This window comes from Brotaphodocola sp. (genome assembly GCF_050873365.1).
Lineage (GTDB): Bacteria > Bacillota > Clostridia > Lachnospirales > Lachnospiraceae > Brotaphodocola.
The window spans coordinates 69,308-87,213 of the sequence record NZ_JBNMIQ010000008.1; the positions used below are offsets into that span (position 1 = coordinate 69,308).

The following is a 17,906-nucleotide window of genomic DNA, read 5'->3' on the forward strand; positions in this document are numbered from 1 at the left end:
CGATGGATTGATTTTGAAAATGGATTTAGGAGATCGCCTGCATCATAATCTGAAGATTTTCAAGCATCTCAATGAGTTCCCGCTCCCGCTGGGAAGCGTAGGGCTTGATCGCCTGAAGCATCTCAATCGGGGAGGCGGTCTTGTTTCCGGAGCGCGCAAGCTCCATCGTGCTCAGTTGCCCGTCCTGAAACAGACTGCGCGTGCGCTGAATCTGTTGGATTTGAATCAGCATCGAACAGAAACGCTGTCGCGAGGACGGCATGTAGGGCAGGGCAGCTTTGAGCATTTGCATATGGGGATCAGCCAAAAGATAGTCAAATTCCGTTGCCCGGCAGTCCTGATTTCCCTGATCTTCACTCATAAAAACTCTCCTTTCTGCGTCATCTGTTGAGAGATTCGTTTAAATGGAAACTTGTGACTGTGAAGGTATAAGGTATCGAACCGTTACGTTCTGAGACAATATATGCATGATTTTTGGAAAACATGTGGCAGGATGGGAGGGAGATCCCGTTTTTTCAAACATTTTTCAAAATCAGGCATATATTACGGGTACAGGAGCGTGAAAAATATGAAGACAAGATTGATCATAAATGGAAATGCCGTTTACGAGATTGATGAGGAATGTGAGGCATGCCAACAGAGAAATCAGAGAAACCAGAAAAATCAGAAAAATCAGAAGAAACAGGAAAACCGGAGCGAATGGTGCGGGAGAAGTTCTCTGCACGGGGAAAATCCGGGATCAGCGCCGGATACAGGGAAGACGAAAAAATAAAAAAAGATAAGGAATCAACCAAATAAGAAAATATAAGAAACCGAATAAGAAAAACCGAATAAGAAAAACCAAATAAGAAAAACAGGAACCGTGAAAACGAATAGGAGAACAAAAAAGAGCTACCGCTCCAGAGATGAGAAAAACTCATCTGAGTTGGGGGTAGCTCTTTCTTTCCCGGTCAGGAAGACGCGTCAGAGAGACGTCAGTGGTGCGTTCCCTGATTCTCGGTCAGGCGATTTAACAGCAGAAGCCGTTATTTCCGCCACAGCAACAGAGGAGAAGGATGATCCAGATCCATTCATTTCCTCCACAGCCGTTATGTTCACAACAGCCATTTCCACAGCCGTTTCCGAATCCGTTGCCACAGCAACAGCACAGAATCAGAATCAGCCAGATCGTGTTACAGCTGTTTCCTCCATTGTTGCAACTGCAATCGCATCCGCAGTTTGTTGCAGCCAGATCGCTCATAGTGTTATTCCTCCGGAATTGGTTTACACTTCATCATATGTCGACTGGCATGTCACTGTTTCCGCATTTTCAAAAATTTGGGATGTCCAAACTTTCTGAATTGGAAAGAATAAGGATGCAAGAAGGAAGCAGCGGGAGTATCTGTTCTGAACGACCGCAAAATACAGGTTATTCTCCCTGGTACATGTATTTGAGCAGGCGCTCAACGTCCTCCTTGTCATGAGCGACGAGGTCAAGCTCTCTGATATATCCGTTGGAGAACATGGTTGCCATAGACAGATACTGGGAGAGACGGGATTTTAAGTTGATGCGGTCGCCTTCCGGGGAGATTAACTCTACCGGACCCTTGCACTCATCAATGATCTTGAAAAAAGCGGTTACATCCTTAATGTTCTGAATTTTCATGGTTCCTTCCTCCATTTTTAGTTGAGAAACGTTTGGAATTTTATGTGGTTTCCTTTTTTATGTTACTTGTTTTCGTTTACGGCAACAGTATAACAAGTCCGGTTTCATTCTGCAAGATAAAAATTTAACAAAATAATCGGGCGCTTAGCAGGCGGAAACGAATTCTTAAACAGACTCTAAGGAATGCATAAAAAAGATTCATGAAAAAGTTAAAAAATTGTTAGTTCTTTTTTGACAAAATGTGATATACTTGGCAAGAGTGTGTTTCTGACAAAAAATCAGGACACATAGAGAAGTACGAGAACAGTACGAATACGAATAATGATGAAAACAGGTGAATGGTATGAGTCAGTACGAGAATAACAGAAATTCGACATCGGGGCATTCAAGAGCAAGAAGTACAGGACATGCGGGGAGCACGACGGGAAGTGCATCCAGACGTAGCACATATTCTTCAGGGGGATCTTCACGCAGAGGAAGCAGTCATCGCAGTGGATATTCCTATTCAGGAAGAAATCGCCGTCCGCCGAGACGCGGAAGCTCCGGAAATGAGGTCGCAAAAATCGTGATCGGAGGAGTCATTCTGGTTGTGGCGATTGCCTGCATTATGTTTCTTGTAAAGGGAATTGTCGGTTCTGGAAAGAAAGATAACGGTAAAGATAAGACGACCGTGGAGACGACGACAGAGGCGCAGATTGAGCTGAAAAAGCAGGTCAGCGTAGACGGAATTGATATCACCGGAATGTCAAAGGCAGAGGCAAAGGAAGCCATCTTAAAGGACTTCCCGTGGGCGATGAAGGTGACCTGGCAGGATCAGACCTATGAGGTGACTGACCTGATGGCAGAGAAGCTCGACACGCTTCTGACAGAGATCTATTCCGGGGAGCCGAAGGAGAGCTACACACTTGACACGACCGGTCTGGAGGAGGCCGCGAAGGTTGAGGCTGAGGCTGTGGCAAAGAAGTGGGATAAGAAGGCGAAGAATGGTTCGATCTCGAGCTATGACGATTCGACCGGAAAATTCCAGTTTACAGGTGCAGAGAACGGTCAGGCAGTCGATCAGGAGAAGCTCGCAAGCGATATTGTGAGCGCTCTGAATGAGAAGCATTTCGATGCAGTGATCACAGCGACGGTGAATACCGTAGAGCCGGAGTTTTCTGAGAGCACGGCGAGAGAGAAGTACAAGACGGTTTCGACCGTGACGACGAAGACGACCGCAAATGCGAAGAGAAACACGAATGTGCGTCTCGCAGCAAAGGCGATCAACGGAACCGTGCTTCAGCCGGGAGAGACCTTCTCCTTCAATAAGACCGTGGGAGAGCGTACCGAGGCGAAGGGTTACCAGGAGGCAGGCGCTTACAGCAACGGTGAGGTTGTTCAGGAGATCGGTGGCGGTGTATGTCAGGTATCTTCCACGTTGTACAATGCCGTTGTGAAGGCAGGACTCAAGACTGTGACGAGACGTTCTCACACATTTGAGCCGACTTACGTTACCCCGGGTATGGACGCAACTGTCAGCTGGGGTGGACCGGACTATGAGTTTGTGAACAATTCCGACACCGCGATCGGTATCCGCGCAAGCTACGCCGATCAGGAGTGTACGGTTTCGATTTACGCAATCCCGCTTCTTGAAGAGGGTGTGACCTATTCTCTGAAGTCCGAGAAGCTGTCTGAGACCGATATTCCGGCTCCGACTTACGAGGAAGATGCAACGCTTGCACCGGGAACGGAGAAGACGAAGACCGCAGGAACAAAGGGAAGCAAGTGGGAAGTTCGCCTTGTTGTGAAGAAGAACGGCGAGGTGGTCAGCGATAAGGTGGATCACACCGCAACTTACAAGGGACATACCCCGGTAATCCTGAGAAATTCTTCCGCAGTAGCGACGACAACGGCTCCGGCTACCTCCTCCGAGGAGAGCATCCAGCATTCCAGCTCGGCGGAGACCACGGCAGCGGAGAAGACGACTTCCGCAGAAAAGACCACTTCGGCAGAGAAGGCAACGACAGCGGAGCACACAACCTCAGCTGAGAAGGCAACGACAGCAGAGCATACGACCGTAGCACCGACGACGGCGACAGCACCTGCCACAACGCCGACAACGGTTGCACCGGCACCGTCTCCGGTACCGGGTGGAGACACGAATGTGGAGACGATCGCTCCGAATCCGGCAGGCTGATCACAGCTTAATTGCAGGAAAAAATAAGAAACACGAGATTTGAGAGAGATGAGAGAAAAAAGACCCTCATCTCTCTTTTTTTGTGCATCAGTGTGCAGAAAAAAAGAAAATGGAGAGGGTTCTGTGTGGATTGTATGCAAAATAGTACGCATTTTTTTTCAATTCATGTTTGCAAATTGATAAAAAGTTGATATAATGTATACAGGTCAGCTATTCCGAGTGTTTACAGGGAATAGCTTAAACGTCGGTTCGGAGCATTTTGAAAGTGCTTTCTGAATCGGACAAGCTGTTCCGGAGGACCTTCCCGGAACACATGTAATATTCACATTTGTAGGAGGAAAATCAAATGGCAAGAAAAATGAAAACCATGGATGGTAATCAGGCTGCCGCTCATGCATCATATGCATTTACCGAAGTAGCTGCCATGTATCCCATCACTCCTTCTTCCGTAATGCCGGAGCATACGGATGAATGGGCAACTGAGGGCAGAAAGAACATCTTCGGACGCACGGTTCAGATTACCGAGATGCAGTCTGAGGCTGGTGCTGCTGGTGCTGTTCATGGCTCCCTGGTAGCAGGTGCTCTGACCACAACCTATACGGCTTCTCAGGGTCTGTTACTGATGATTCCGGACCTGTACAAAATTGCGGGCGAACAGCTTCCGGGCGTATTTGATGTATCCGCGCGTGCAGTATCTTCTCATGCGCTGAATATTTTTGGTGATCACTCCGACGTTTATGCATGCCGTCAGACCGGTGCAGCTATGCTGTGCTCCTCCAGCGTGCAGGAAGTTATGGATCTGACTCCGGTTGCACATCTGGCTGCAATCAAGGGCAAGGTTCCGTTCATCAACTTCTTCGATGGATTCCGTACCTCTCATGAGATTCAGAAGATCGAGACTTGGGATTACGATGATCTGGCAGATATGGCAGATTGGGATGCAATTACGGAGTACCGTAAGAATGCAATGAACCCGAACAACCCGTGCCAGAAGGGTTCCGCTCAGAACCCGGATATCTTCTTCCAGGCTAGAGAGGCTTGCAACCCGTACTACGACGCTCTGCCGGGTATTGTACAGATGTACATGGACAAGGTAAACGAGAAGATCGGTACCGATTACAAGCTGTTCAACTACTACGGTGCACCGGATGCTGAGAAGGTTATCATCGCAATGGGTTCTGTAAATGATACCATTGAGGAGACCATCGACTACTTAGCAAAGACCACCGGCGCTAAGGTTGGTGTTGTTAAGGTTCGTCTGTACAGACCGTTCAGCGCTCAGGCTCTGATCGACGCTCTGCCGGATACCGTTAAGTACATCAACGTTCTGGATAGAACGAAAGAGCCTGGTTCCCTTGGCGAACCGTTATACCTGGATGTTGTTGCAGCTCTGAAGGGCAGCAAGTTCGATCAGGTTGAGATCTTCGGCGGACGTTATGGTCTTGGTTCTAAGGATACTACTCCGGCTCAGATCGTAGCAGTATACGAGAACACCTCCAAGAAGAACTTCACCATCGGTATCAACGATGATGTAACCAACCTGTCTCTGCCGGTTGGCGCTCCGCTCGTTACCACTCCGGAAGGAACCACGAACTGTAAGTTCTGGGGCCTGGGTGCAGATGGTACCGTAGGTGCAAACAAGAACTCCATCAAGATCATCGGTGATAACACCGACATGTATGCACAGGCATACTTTGATTATGACTCCAAGAAATCCGGTGGTGTTACCATGTCCCACCTGCGTTTCGGTCATAAGAAGATCAAATCTACCTACCTGATCCACAAGGCAAACTTCGTAGCATGCCACAACCCGGCATACGTTCGTAAGTACAACATGGTTCAGGAGCTGGTTGACGGCGGTACTTTCCTGCTGAACTGCCCGTGGACTCACGAGGAGCTGGACAAGCACCTTCCGGGTCAGATGAAGAAGTTCATCGCTGACCACAACATCAACCTGTACACCATCGACGGCGTTAAGATCGGTATCGAGACCGGCATGGGCCCGACCCGTATCAACACCATTCTGCAGTCTGCATTCTTCAAACTGACCGGCATTATCCCGGAGGAGAAGGCTATCCAGCTGATGAAGGAAGCTGCTCAGAAGACCTACGGCCGTAAGGGTGAGGACGTTGTTAAGAAGAACTGGGCTGCAATCGATGCAGGTGCTCAGGGCGTTGTCAAGGTAGACGTTCCGGAGAGCTGGAAGAACTGCGAAGACGAAGGTCTTGACTTCAAGAACGTTACCGGTTCCAGAAAGGACGTTGTTGATTTCGTAAACAACATCCAGAACAAGGTAAGCGCTCAGGAAGGTAACAACCTGCCGGTATCCGCATTCAAGGATTATGTAGATGGTTCTACTCCGTCTGGATCTTCCGCATTCGAGAAGCGTGGTATCGCTGTTAATGTTCCGGTTTGGAATACTGACAACTGTATCCAGTGTACTTTCTGTTCTTATGTATGTCCGCATGCAGTTATCCGTCCGATCGCTATGACCGAGGAAGAGGCTGCTAAGGCTCCGGAAGGAACCAAGTTCCTGCCGCTGACCGGTATGCCGAACTACAAGTTCACTCTGGCTATCTCCGCTCTGGATTGTACCGGATGTGGTTCCTGTGCAAATGTCTGCCCGGGCAAGAAGGGTGAGAAGGCACTGACCATGGAGCCGTTAGCTGATCATGTTGACGAGCAGCCGATCTTCGACTACTCTGTAACCCTTCCGATCAAGGAAGACGTTATTGCAAAGTTCAAAGAGACCACCGTTAAGGGTAGCCAGTTCAAGCAGCCGTTACTTGAGTTCTCCGGCGCATGCGCAGGTTGTGGTGAGACTCCGTACGCTAAGCTGATCACTCAGCTGTTCGGTGACAGAATGTACATCGCAAACGCAACTGGATGTTCCTCTATCTGGGGTAACTCTTCACCGTCTACTCCGTACACCGTGAACGCTAAGGGTCAGGGCCCGGCTTGGGACAACTCCCTGTTCGAGGATAACGCAGAGTTCGGTTATGGTATGCTTCTTGCTCAGAACGCAATCCGTGATGAGTTAAAGGAGAAAGTTGAGAGAGTAGCTAATTCTGAGACCTCTACTGAGGAAATGAAGGCTGCTTGCAAGGAGTGGCTGGATACCTTCGGTATCGGTGCTCTGAACGGTTCCGCTACGGACAAGCTGGTTGCAGCTCTTGAGGGTGTTGATTGCGATACCTGCAAGTACATCGTAGCAAATAAGAACTTCCTGGCTAAGAAGTCCCAGTGGATCTTTGGTGGTGATGGATGGGCTTATGATATCGGCTTCGGCGGTCTGGATCATGTACTGGCATCCGGTAAGGATATCAACATCATGGTTTACGATACCGAGGTTTACTCCAACACCGGTGGTCAGTCCTCTAAGGCAACCAAGACTGGTGCAGTTGCTCAGTTCGCAGCAGCTGGTAAGGAGACCAAGAAGAAAGATCTCGCAAGCATGGCTATGTCCTATGGCTATGTATATGTAGCTCAGATCTCCATGGGTGCTGATTACGCTCAGACCGTTAAGGCAATCGCAGAGGCAGAGGCTTATCCGGGTCCGTCCCTGATCATGGCTTACGCTCCGTGTATCAACCATGGTATCAAGAAGGGCATGAGCAAGGCTCAGACCGAGGAGAAACTGGCAGTTGAGACCGGTTACTGGAACAACTTCCGCTTCAACCCGGCAGCAGAGAAGAAGTTCACCCTGGACAGCAAGGCTCCGAAGATGGAAGGCTATCAGGACTTCCTGAAGGGCGAGGTTCGTTACGCTTCTCTGGCTATGAAGAATCCGGAGAGAGCAGCTAAGCTGTTCGCTAAGAACGAGAGCGAGGCTAAGGAGAGATATGAGTATCTGTCCAAGCTGACCGCTCTGTACAGCACCGAGGAGTAATCCATTCGGGACTGTGAGTTCTGATCTTGCATAGAACATAATATAGAAAGCCCCATCGTGAGGGCAGATGAAAATCTGCCTGAGCGGTGGGGCTTTTTTATGTGGGTATTATCTATGGGTGAAAAGGCGATATGAAATGGAGTTGGAATTTTTGCGGATAAAAAATACTCCCTCCATCAGAGAATCCAAGGGTTGATTTCTGATAAGAGGGAGCATTTTAGTTAGCCAAACAGGATGCCGAGCAGTCCGTAGGAGACAAGAGACATGATAATCGTCGCGAGTGCGATGCCGATCAGGATCGAAGGGATCGACTTCTTGAACTCCATATGTAAGAGTGCAGCGACGAGAGAGCCGGTCCATGCGCCGGTACCCGGAAGCGGGATGCCGACAAAGAGCGTGAGTCCCCAGAATCCGTACTTCTGAATGCTGTCCTTGTTCTTGTCAGCCTTTGCGCGAACCCAACGTGCAATCTTTCCAAGTCCCGGAACGTTCTCCATCCAGATCAAAACATGTTCAATCAGCAGAAGGATGAACGGAATCGGAAGGAGGTTACCGATGATGCAGATCGGAATCGCACGTGTGATCGGAACATTTAAGAGTGCCGGGGATGCGGCGAGCAGTCCGCCACGCAGTTCGAGGATCGGGATCATGGAAATGATAAAAATAATGGCCTCCTTTGATACCTTTCCGCCGAGAAGGGCAGTGAGACCCTGTACAATCGTATCCGTCATTGTTTTTTCCTCAATTCTATCTATATTCTTTTTTTCTTTTCGATTATATGCGATCTAATCGAAAATTTCAATGAATTCCGAGTAAGATTTCCGTAAAATTTCCGGCAGGAATCGTCGTGTTTGACCGTGAAAATTTTACATTCCGATGGGACAACGCTGAGAAAATAGGAAAAATTGCAAGATTTTGTAAAAAATTATAAAAAAGTGATCTGTCGTTTTTTAGAAAAATATGGTAGAGTGTGTTTGGAAAATTCGAAAAAATGGGAAATCAATGAACGAAAGAACGAAAAGAAGATAAAAAAGGGGAAACTGAGATTGTGAAAAAAACATGGATTTTGCTTGGAAAACTATTTGGTCTGGTGCTTCTTCTCGACCTTGCGATAGAGCTTTTGAGTCGGAAGTCACTAATTGGACTTTTTGATTACAGCGTTGGACACGTTCTGGTATTTCTCGCGAACGCGCTTTTGCTTTTGCCACCGTTTCTGCTGATTCTGTTTACGAGAAGAAAAGTGTTTACGGCGGGAATTCTGGTGATTCTTGGGTTGGCGATGGGACTCATCAACGGAGTCCTTCTCGTCTTTCGGACAACGCCGTTTACGGCATCGGATCTGCGACTGGTCAAGTATGCATTGAGCCTTTTGAATACGTATCTGACATGGTGGCAGATCGTGCTCGGTGCTGTCGGGATTGTACTTGCGCTGATTCTTGGAGTTCTGCTCTGGAGACTTGCGCCGGTAGATCCAAAACCAATTTGTCTGCGAAACTCGCTCTGTGTGGCGGGAGTTGCTTTGCTTATCAGCTGGGGAGGACTTCATCTCGCAGTTTTGAGTGGAATTTTGGCACTTCACTTTGGAAACATCGGTCAGGCCTATCAGGATTACGGTTTTGTCTACTGTTTTTCCAATTCACTTTTTCACACGGGAATTGCGCGCCCGAGTGATTATGACAAGGCGACCGTCGCCCAGGTTGAGAAAGAAGACCTTGAGACGATTGAGCTTGAGGCAGGAGAAACGTATTCTCTGAGTGAGTACCAGACTCCGAACATCATTATGATTCAGCTGGAATCGTTTTTTGATCCGATGCTCTGGGAAAATAATCCAGTCGAGAAAGATCCGATTCCGTTTTTCCGCTATCTGATGGAGCATTTTCCGTCGGGCTATCTGAGTGTGCCGTCTGTCGGAGCAGGAACGGCGAACACCGAGTTTGAATGCATCACCGGAATGAACCTCGACTTTTTCGGCCCGGGTGAGTATCCGTACAAGACCGTGCTTCAGAAGACAGCGTGCGAGAGCATGGCATTTGATATGAAAAATCTCGGCTACCACACGCATGCGATCCATGACAATGAGGCAACCTTTTATGATCGGCATAAGATTTTTGCTCAGCTTGGTTTTGATGATTTCACGCCGATTGAATATATGTACAACGTGGAGCGCAATCCGACCGGGTGGTGCAAGGACAAGATTCTTGTTGAGGAAATCGAAAAGGCACTGGATTCAAGTGTAGGGCAGGATTTTATTTACACGATCTCGGTGCAGGGTCATGGAAAATATCCGTCGTTTGAGTATTACTGTCAGCAGATTCATGAGATGGACGGCTTTGTCAAAAAGCTCGTGCGGACGCTGAATGCGCGCAAAGAGCCGACGGTTCTTGTGATGTACGGCGATCATCTGCCGGGATTTGAGTGGACCGCGGATGAGATGAAGAACAAGTCTCTGTTTCAGACGAACTATGTGATCTGGAACAATCTGGATCTTCCGGTGCAGAAGCGGGATGTGGAGAGCTATCAGCTTTCCGCCTATGTGCAGGATCTTTTGAATCTTCATGAGGGCACGATGTTCTGCTTCCACCAGAAATATATGAGGGATGAGGAAAATCTCGCGGGAGAAAGTGCCGAGCAGACACCCGAATCGGTAAGCGAGGAGTCGACCGAAGCGGTAAGCAAGCAGTCGACATTTGTGGAGACGACAGATACCGAGTCAACATTTGCAGAAGTGGAAGATACCGAGCAAACGCTTGTGGAGACGATGGATGAGAAGCAGAGCGAAGAACAAGAGGAGGAGAACGGGCAGGACATTGATCAGAATGATACCTATCTTTCCAAGATGCAACTCCTCGAGTACGATATTCTCTACGGGGATCAGGAGGTCTACGGGGGCACTTCGCCGTATCAGACAGTTAAGATGGAATTTGGAATTGATCCGATCATCCAGAAGAGCACCTATGTGGGAAAGCATCAGGTGATTGTGTTTGGATCAGGCTTTAATTCTTATTCAAAGATCTTTGTCAATGGAAAGCAGGTTGACACGCCATACTGGACAGAAAAGCGTCTGATTGCGCCAAATCTCACACTAAACGGCGATGAGGAGATCACGGTGCGCCAGGTCGGACGTGACAAAGTTCCGCTTGGAACAGCGAGCAAAGCACCCGGCGCGTAAAGTGTAATAGAAGAATTGTAAGTTATGAGTAGAAAATTTCTAAATGAATTTCGTGAGAGATAGGATAGCGGAGAGGTAAGCAGAAGGGATGGATGAACACTCGGGCGGGATTGGTTTATTGTATCTGTTTGAAAATTGTGGTAAACTAGATTCTAATTTCAGATAAAGATTTCAGGTGAAAATTTTGGTGAAGATTTTTCGGTAAGGACTTCGTTGAATGATTTTAGCGGAATACTTTTGAAAAAATTTCGTCTGGGATATAGATAAGATACAAAGATAAAGACCGGATGTTCAGGAGGCGGTACGACATGTTGAAGGAAGACAAGAAAAAACTCGTCAAAAAGACTTCTGGAAAATTGCTCAGAATCATTTTTGGACGAACGACGTTTGTGATTCTCTCTTTGATTGTGCAGATCATGGTTCTATGCCTGACGTTTGAGTGGCTGAAAAATCAGGCGTTTTATTTTTATGGGGGATTCACGATCCTGAGTGCGGTTGTCGTGATCTACATTTTAAATAAAAATGAAAACCCGTCTTACCAGATGTCGTGGATCATTCCGGTTCTCGTCTTTCCGGTTTTTGGTGTCATGTTCTATCTGTTTATTGAGACACAGCCGGGAACGAAGGCGATTGCAAAGCGTCTTCAGAAACTTCAGCTTGATACGAAACCGTGGCTCAAACAGGACCCGGCGGTCATGCACCAGCTCTATGAGGAGAGCCGTGGGGTCACCGGACTCGCGGTCTATATGAATCATTACGGCGGGTATCCGGTTGTGAAAAATACCCATGTCGAGTATTTTCCACTCGGGGATGACATGTATCCGGTACTTCTCAGAGAACTTCGGAAGGCAAAGCGATATATCTTTATGGAATTCTTCATCATTGATCGCGGAGAAATGTGGGGAGAGATCCTGAAAGTGCTTGAGGAAAAAGCAAAATCCGGCGTCGAGGTTCGCGTGATGTATGATGGAATGTGCTGTCTGGCACTCCTCCCGTATCGCTATCCGGCTCAGCTTGAGAAAAAAGGAATCCGCTGCAAGATGTTCTCGCCGGTTCGCCCGGTGCTTTCCTCTTATCAGAACAACCGGGATCACCGAAAAGTCGTTGTGATCGATGGACTCACGGCATTCACCGGAGGGGTAAATCTCGCAGATGAGTATATCAACCGAAAAGTGCGCTTTGGACATTGGAAGGACACGGCGATTATGCTGAAAGGGGATGCAGTCCAGAGTTTTCTGATGATGTTTCTTCAGATGTGGAATGTGACGGAGCACACAGAAGAACATTATGAGCGGTATCTGCCGAAACGCTCCCACAACTGGCCGAAAGATCTTGACCGGAGCGGGTATGTGATGGCGTATGGGGATAGTCCGCTTGATCAGGAGACCGTCGGACAGCATGTCTACATGGATATCCTCAATGAGGCGCGCTATTACGTCCACATTATGACTCCGTATCTGATTCTCGACAGTGATATGATCACGGCATTGACATTTGCGGCAAAGCGAGGAATCGAGACGACGATCATCATGCCTCATATTCCGGATAAAATTTATGCGTATCTGCTTGCGCGCTCTTACTATGCCGAGTTGATCCGCGCCGGTGTGCGGATTTATGAGTATACGCCGGGATTTGTGCATGCGAAGGTCTTCACAAGCGATGATGAGAAGGCAGTGGTGGGTTCAGTCAATCTTGATTACCGGAGTCTTCATCTTCATTTTGAGTGTGCGACCTATATTTATCGAAACCCGGCTGTCGGACAGGCAGAGCAGGATTTCCAGGAGACCCTGAAAAAGTGCCAGAAAATCACGCTGGAAGATTGCCGAGATTTCCCGTTTGCAAAGAAAGCGGTCGGAAAGGCTCTGCGAATCTTTGCACCGCTTATGTAAAAAATCTGCGTCAGATCTTATCTCAGAAAATAGTTGCTGAGTTGAGAACTGGCGCAGATTTTGTTTTTTTACTTGGTATCCACGGAGACTAGGCATGAGGTTTTGTCTGTTTTAATAATAGTTTTTAATTAAGAATTATTGTGCCATCATAATTATGACCGCTCCGATGACGAAAAAGATCCTGCAAACCCGTGTGAGACGTCAGTGCTTAGACCGTGTATTTTACGGTCTTATGCACTGCTACGTCGAACCCGGAGCGAGAGCGAGTTTGCAGGACTTATTTCGGTCGGAGGAGCGGAGCAAGGGCAAATATAAGTATCTTAAAAAACTAATAGTGGCGTACTTCCGCAGTTCCCCTAATTTTCGCAATCACAGGCTCTGCCTTCTCGGAAGTGAAGTATCGATAAGTCGTCTCCGGAACAAGAGCGCGAAGCGCCTCAAAATCCCCTTCCTTGATCTTGGTGCGGACATCGGAAGCACTGATGGCGCCGTCATTGCCTGTTTTTCGCGGAATGATCGCGCAGGTGAGACCAGCGGATTCGAGTTCTTCTTTCATCACCTGATTGTAGATGCCGGTGACCTGACTGAATGGCTCCTCGCCGACAAAACGGTCTGTGATGCCGAGTGCCGAAGCGATTCTCGTAAAAATCTGGATATCCAGCTTTGCATGGGAGCGGATGACGGTATCCGAATCCTTTAAGAAATAGGACGGGAACGTCGCATTTGAGATCATGTAAGGTCCCGTGCGATGGAAAATCAGGTTCTTGAAGGTGGCAGATCCCTCTTTCACGAGCTGTTCGCGGACGGCAAGCGGAACGAGGGAGACATCCTCGGAGACGACGAAAACATGGAGAAGTTCTGTGTGGGAGGATGCCTGCTCAATCAGGTATTGGTGACCAAGGGTAAATGGATTCGCATTCATGATCACCGCTCCGATGTGACCGCTTACTTCCGGATTTGTGTTTTTCGTGAGCTGAGGCAGAGCATCCTCGGTCTCGCGCTGAAGATTTTTTAGATAATTTTCAAATCCGGTGCGACGATTTTCCATAAAGACAAGTTTGCCCTCCACGCGCGCAATCTCATAGAATCCGAGATCTCGGAAAAAGCGTGCGGTTGTAATCTTGGTATACAAAAAGAGATCCGTGCATCCGCGAGAAAACTGGTAATCCATCAAGGCAGTGACGACCTGATTCATCAGACCCTCGCCCTGATGATCGGAAGAAACCGCCATACAGCGAAGCGTATTGGAAAAGCAGGATCCGGTTGCAACGAGATTGTAATCCTCATCGAACAGACCGATGCTGTAATCTAAGTTCTTATCGCGCTCAATGCCCTCTTTTTCGAGAAGCGCGTCCATCTGACGGCAGGCACGGCGATCAGACGGAGTGATTTGGCTGATGGTATATTCAGACATAAAAAATCCCCCTTTATTTATAATTAACAAGAAATCAATAAGAATATTATAGCGGATTGCAGGGAAAAATGCGAATAGAAGATTTCTTATGTTTCCTATTTATCTTGGGTTATGGAGGGGAAGAGCGCATGGAAGACGAGATGGAATTTAAATGGAATGAAGAAAATGGGAAAAACGGGAGCGGACAGAGTCGGCAAAACGGATCGCAGAATCAGGGACAGGATCAGGCTCCGGAGGCATACGGAGAGCTGACGCTCGACGAGAACAGCAAAAAGCGGAGAATCCAGCTTCTCTCGATCATCGGGGAGGTGGAAGGACACGAAAATCTCTCGGGAAATGCGAAGGCGACGAAATACGATCATGTGCTTCCACAGCTTGCAAAACTCGAGGATGATGATAGTGTGGAGGGACTTCTCGTGCTCTTAAATACCTCGGGTGGAGATGTCGATGCAGGACTTGCGATTGCGGAGATGATTGCATCATTGTCAATGCCGACGGTATCGTTGGTGCTCGGCGGAAGTCACTCGATCGGAGTCCCGCTTGCGGTCTCAACCGATTACTCGTTTATCGTGCCGACCGGAACGATGATGATCCATCCGGTTCGGATGAATGGACTTGTGATCGGGGCTTCCCAGACGTATGAATATTTCGATATGATTCAGGATCGGATCTTAAGTTTTATCAGTGAACACTCGCGGATTGCCTACGATCAGGCGAAACGGCTGATGCTCAACACAGAGATGCTCACGAGAGATCTCGGAACTGTGCTTGTCGGCACGCAGGCAGTCCGGGAGGGGCTGATCGATGAGGTCGGCGGAATTCGGGATGCACTTGGAAAACTTTATGAGATGGTAGACAGAAGAAGAGACAATCTGATAAAATAGATAAAAAGTGAAAGAAAAGCAGGAATACGAGTTCTTATTAATTGGGAAATACAGAAGATTACAAAAAAGAAAAGATACGAAAAAACAGAAGACACAAAAGGCACAAAAGAACACGAAAGAAAAGGATTGTAGAGGCATGGACAAACAGATTGAAGTATCCGGGAATCCGGGAGGAAGCGATCGCACAAAATACCGGCTTGCAGAGTCGATCAAGGAATGTATGAGAGTGACTCCGGTCGATCGCATCACCGTCAAGGACATTGTGGACGGATGTGGGCTGACGCGCCAGACATTTTACCGAAATTTCAAAGATAAGTATGATCTGATCAACTGGTATTTTGACAAACTCGTGCTCCAGTCATTTGCACAAATGGGGACGGAGAATACCGTTGGGGAGAGTCTTGTCCAGAAATTTGAATTTATCCGCAAAGAGAAGGCCTTTTTCACGGAGGCATTTCGCTCAGATGACTATAATTCGGTCAAGGAACATGATTTCGTTCTGATCTTGCAGTTTTATAAGAGTCTGATCGCGACGAGGACATCCCGGCCTCTGAGTGAGGATCTCGATTTCCTGCTTGAGATGTATTGTCGCGGTTCTGTCTACATGACGGAAAAATGGGTGCTCGGTGGAATGAAGCGTTCTCCGAGAGAGATGGCGGAAAAGCTCGTGGAGGGAATCCCGCCGAAGCTCGCAAAGGTCTTCCTGGAGTTGGGACTCTTGTAGGGAAGTTGATTCCGAGTTTTTGTGCTCTTGGCAGGACTAGGTAGACCGCTCAGATGAATTAGATTGATCAGGATCTTGAATATCGAATCAGTGACAGATCCTGACATTACTGTCTATTTTTTGGCAAACACGAAAATGGGAAAACTGAGACTTACCGAAGAAATCATCGTGAAAATAGATGAAGAAACGAAAAATAGAAAAAAGATTTAGGCGGAAAGTGACAAACGAGCAGATTTGTCACTTTCTTTTTTGTGAAAATGCTGTTAAAATAATAACAGTTACAAGAGAGAGCGAACAAAAAGAAAATTCGTTCCGAAATGCAAACAAAATCGGTCATCTGCGGTTGATGTCGCATATGGTCGGAAATCTTTAGATCATTATCATTATAGGAGGAAATTCACATGGCAAACAGAATCGTATTGAATGAGACTTCTTATCATGGAGCAGGAGCAATCAAGGAGATTGCAAATGAGGTGAAGACTAGAGGATTTGCAAAGGCATTTGTATGTTCCGATCCGGATCTGATCAAATTTGGTGTGACGAAGAAGGTGACCGATGTTCTCGATGAGGCAGGTCTTGCCTATGAGGTTTATTCCAACATTAAGCCGAATCCGACGATCGAGAATGTGCAGACCGGTGTTGCAACGTTCAAGGCATCCGGCGCAGATTACCTGATCGCAATCGGTGGTGGTTCCTCGATGGATACCGCAAAGGCAATCGGCATCATCATCAACAACCCGGAGTTTGAGGATGTCAGAAGTCTTGAGGGCGTAGCTCCGACGAAGAAGCCGTGTGTTCCGATCATTGCCGTTCCGACGACAGCAGGAACCGCAGCAGAGGTAACGATCAACTACGTTATCACCGATGTTGAGAAAAAGAGAAAATTTGTCTGCGTAGATACCCATGACATTCCGGTTGTCGCAGTCATCGATCCGGAGATGATGGCAAGCATGCCGAAGGGTCTGACGGCTTCCACCGGTATGGATGCTCTGACTCATGCGATTGAGGGATATATCACGAAGGGCGCATGGGAGATGACCGACATGTTCCATCTCAAGGCAATCGAGATCATCTCAAAGTCCTTGAGAGGCGCAGTTGAGAACACTCCGGAAGGCAGAGAGGGAATGGCACTCGGTCAGTACATCGCAGGAATGGGCTTCTCCAATGTAGGTCTTGGTATTGTTCACTCGATGGCACATTCACTCGGTGCTGTCTATGATACCCCGCACGGTGTTGCAAATGCAATCCTGCTTCCGACGATCATGGAGTACAATGCTCCGTGCACCGGTGACAAGTATAAATACATCGCAAAGGCAATGGGCGTTGAGGGTGTCGATGAGATGAGCCAGGAAGAATACCGCAAGGCAGCCGTTGACGCAGTCAAGAAGCTGTCCGCTGATGTCGGAATTCCGGCTGATTTGAAGGCAATCGTGAAGGAAGAGGATCTGGACTTCCTGTCTGAGTCCGCATATGCAGATGCCTGCCGTCCGGGCAACCCGAGAGATACCTCTGTTGAGGAGATCAAGGAACTGTATCGTTCTCTGATGTAAGTGTAAAAGAAAGAAAAGTAAAGAGAACGCAAACGAAAAAGCAAACGGAACAGTAAAAGAGTAAAAGAATAGATTCCGGTTCGGCTCTTATAAAAAATGCGCGAAGCATCAAAAAGCCGAATCGGAATCATCAGGCTATAACTCAGAGTGGATGTCCCCCTCCTCTATAGGTGGGGTATCACAAACTTTCTCAGGAGGGGAGACAATCCCCTTCTGAGTTATACGCTCCGCGAGGATGCGCAGCGATTTTGATAAGAAAATGTCAGCAGAGCTGACCAAAATCACGCGCCAAGTCTCCGCGAGCGTCGACTTGAAAAATTTTGAAAAAAAGGAAAATGAGGGGAAGGTTGCAATTCCTCTCATTTTTTTGTATACTATCTTCATTGATGTACGTTCGCGGTTTCTGTACCGCTTGTTTTTGTAGCTGTATCTTCTCACAGACTCAGATCACAGACAAAATCAGGGAAAACCAAGCGCGAAAACAGGGTGTTCGGATAAAAAGGAAAAAAGATGTTCGAGCATATTTTAAGGTGCAGAGAAATGGCAGGGTACATTTGGGAAATGAG

General features: G+C 47.7%; 13 protein-coding genes. 8 read left to right on the plus strand and 5 right to left on the minus strand.

Annotated features, from left to right (window positions below):
• Window positions 1-25: 25 nt before the first annotated feature.
• Window positions 26-361: a hypothetical protein gene (locus ACR0QT_RS06015; protein WP_432629934.1), complete on the minus strand. Its 336-nt coding sequence runs from the start codon at window positions 359-361 to the stop codon at window positions 26-28.
• Window positions 362-568: 207 nt separating this feature from the next.
• Here ACR0QT_RS06015 and ACR0QT_RS06020 point away from each other — a divergent pair, with 207 nt between their 5' ends.
• Window positions 569-772 (plus strand): hypothetical protein, encoded by a 204-nt coding sequence (locus ACR0QT_RS06020; protein WP_432629935.1) that lies wholly within the window; start codon window positions 569-571, stop codon window positions 770-772.
• A gap of 237 nt (window positions 773-1,009) precedes the next feature.
• On the opposite strand, the gene ACR0QT_RS06025 is transcribed toward ACR0QT_RS06020, so the two are convergent.
• Window positions 1,010-1,240 (minus strand): chorion class high-cysteine HCB protein 13, encoded by a 231-nt coding sequence (locus ACR0QT_RS06025; RefSeq protein ID WP_432629936.1) that lies wholly within the window; start codon window positions 1,238-1,240, stop codon window positions 1,010-1,012.
• Between the two features lie 168 nt (window positions 1,241-1,408).
• Entirely contained in the window at window positions 1,409-1,645 is a 237-nt protein-coding gene (locus tag ACR0QT_RS06030; protein ID WP_432629937.1) for a polya polymerase, read from the minus strand.
• A 343-nt stretch (window positions 1,646-1,988) separates the two neighbouring features.
• Here ACR0QT_RS06030 and ACR0QT_RS06035 point away from each other — a divergent pair, with 343 nt between their 5' ends.
• Window positions 1,989-3,821 carry a VanW family protein gene (locus tag ACR0QT_RS06035; RefSeq protein WP_432629938.1) on the plus strand — a complete coding sequence of 611 codons (1,833 nt, stop codon included), beginning with the start codon at window positions 1,989-1,991 and terminating at the stop codon, window positions 3,819-3,821.
• 346 nt (window positions 3,822-4,167) lie between these two features.
• On the plus strand, window positions 4,168-7,710 hold the full coding sequence (gene nifJ, locus ACR0QT_RS06040; protein WP_432629939.1) for a pyruvate:ferredoxin (flavodoxin) oxidoreductase: 3,543 nt from the start codon (window positions 4,168-4,170) through the stop codon (window positions 7,708-7,710).
• 221 nt (window positions 7,711-7,931) lie between these two features.
• On the opposite strand, the gene ACR0QT_RS06045 is transcribed toward nifJ, so the two are convergent.
• A complete protein-coding gene (locus ACR0QT_RS06045; RefSeq protein WP_432629940.1) occupies window positions 7,932-8,441 on the minus strand; it encodes a COG2426 family protein in 510 nt (169 codons plus the stop codon).
• Between the two features lie 317 nt (window positions 8,442-8,758).
• Here ACR0QT_RS06045 and ACR0QT_RS06050 point away from each other — a divergent pair, with 317 nt between their 5' ends.
• Entirely contained in the window at window positions 8,759-10,879 is a 2,121-nt protein-coding gene (locus ACR0QT_RS06050) for a sulfatase-like hydrolase/transferase (RefSeq protein ID WP_432629941.1), read from the plus strand.
• A 308-nt stretch (window positions 10,880-11,187) separates the two neighbouring features.
• Entirely contained in the window at window positions 11,188-12,768 is a 1,581-nt protein-coding gene (gene cls / locus ACR0QT_RS06055; RefSeq protein ID WP_432629942.1) for a cardiolipin synthase, read from the plus strand.
• 328 nt (window positions 12,769-13,096) lie between these two features.
• Here the strand turns inward: cls and citC are convergent, their stop codons facing one another.
• Window positions 13,097-14,182, minus strand: a complete 1,086-nt coding sequence (gene citC, locus ACR0QT_RS06060; protein ID WP_432629943.1) for a [citrate (pro-3S)-lyase] ligase — start codon at window positions 14,180-14,182, stop codon at window positions 13,097-13,099.
• 128 nt (window positions 14,183-14,310) lie between these two features.
• On the opposite strand from citC, the gene ACR0QT_RS06065 reads away from it, so the two are divergent.
• The 3 genes from ACR0QT_RS06065 to fucO all read left to right on the plus strand — a co-directional run bounded on the left by ACR0QT_RS06065 (window position 14,311) and on the right by fucO (window position 17,340).
• The gene (locus tag ACR0QT_RS06065; protein WP_432629944.1) at window positions 14,311-15,066 is read left to right on the plus strand and encodes a ClpP family protease; all 756 of its coding nucleotides are present in this window, start codon (window positions 14,311-14,313) and stop codon (window positions 15,064-15,066) included.
• 136 nt (window positions 15,067-15,202) lie between these two features.
• Entirely contained in the window at window positions 15,203-15,790 is a 588-nt protein-coding gene (locus tag ACR0QT_RS06070; protein WP_432629945.1) for a TetR/AcrR family transcriptional regulator C-terminal domain-containing protein, read from the plus strand.
• A gap of 401 nt (window positions 15,791-16,191) precedes the next feature.
• The gene (gene fucO / locus ACR0QT_RS06075) at window positions 16,192-17,340 is read left to right on the plus strand and encodes a lactaldehyde reductase (RefSeq protein ID WP_432629946.1); all 1,149 of its coding nucleotides are present in this window, start codon (window positions 16,192-16,194) and stop codon (window positions 17,338-17,340) included.
• Window positions 17,341-17,906 lie beyond the last annotated feature (566 nt).